Origin of the sequence: Megasphaera sp. An286 (assembly GCF_002163455.1) — a bacterium.
Lineage (GTDB): Bacteria > Bacillota > Negativicutes > Veillonellales > Megasphaeraceae > Megasphaera > Megasphaera stantonii.
On the sequence record NZ_NFIY01000052.1, the window covers coordinates 1 to 547 of the forward strand.

The 547-nt window shown below is 57.0% G+C and carries 1 protein-coding gene; it reads left to right on the plus strand.

What is annotated here, in order from left to right; genetic code table 11:
• A partial coding sequence (locus B5F80_RS11150) for a UPF0236 family protein (protein WP_204246404.1) occupies positions 1-547 on the plus strand: 547 nt, incomplete at both ends.

The following is a 547-nucleotide window of genomic DNA, read 5'->3' on the forward strand; positions in this document are numbered from 1 at the left end:
ATGGAATCGTTAGTAACGGGCCAGGCGTCCCTGACCGACGTGACGCTGGCTGTACAAGAGTTTGTGCAGAACCTAGGGCGGGAGGTGTTGTCGGCAATGTTAGAACAGGCCGATGAAGCCATCTATGAAACGGTGAAGCCGCAACGTACCTATCAGATCAAAGAAACAGCCCGTTCGCGTACCTTGGTAACCACGTTTGGAGAAATCACCTTTCACCGCCGGTATTACCGACAGAAAGACACGGGCCGCTACACCTATCTGCTGGACGAATGGTGCCAGCTACCGGCGTACAGCCGGATCGAGGCTTCCTGTCAGGCCCGAATGGCAGAACATGCCAAGGATATGAGTTATGCGAAAGCAGCCCAAGTAGCCACTCCGGTCCCGGTAAGCAAACAGAGCGTGCGGAACGTCTTATGCCGGTTGGGGACGATCCCCAATACGGCGGCTCCCCTGCCGGAACGGAGGCCGAAGGTATCCGAACTGTTCATCGAAGCCGACGAAGACCATGTGGCTATGCAGCAGGGAAACAGCCGGCAGCTGCGGCTGG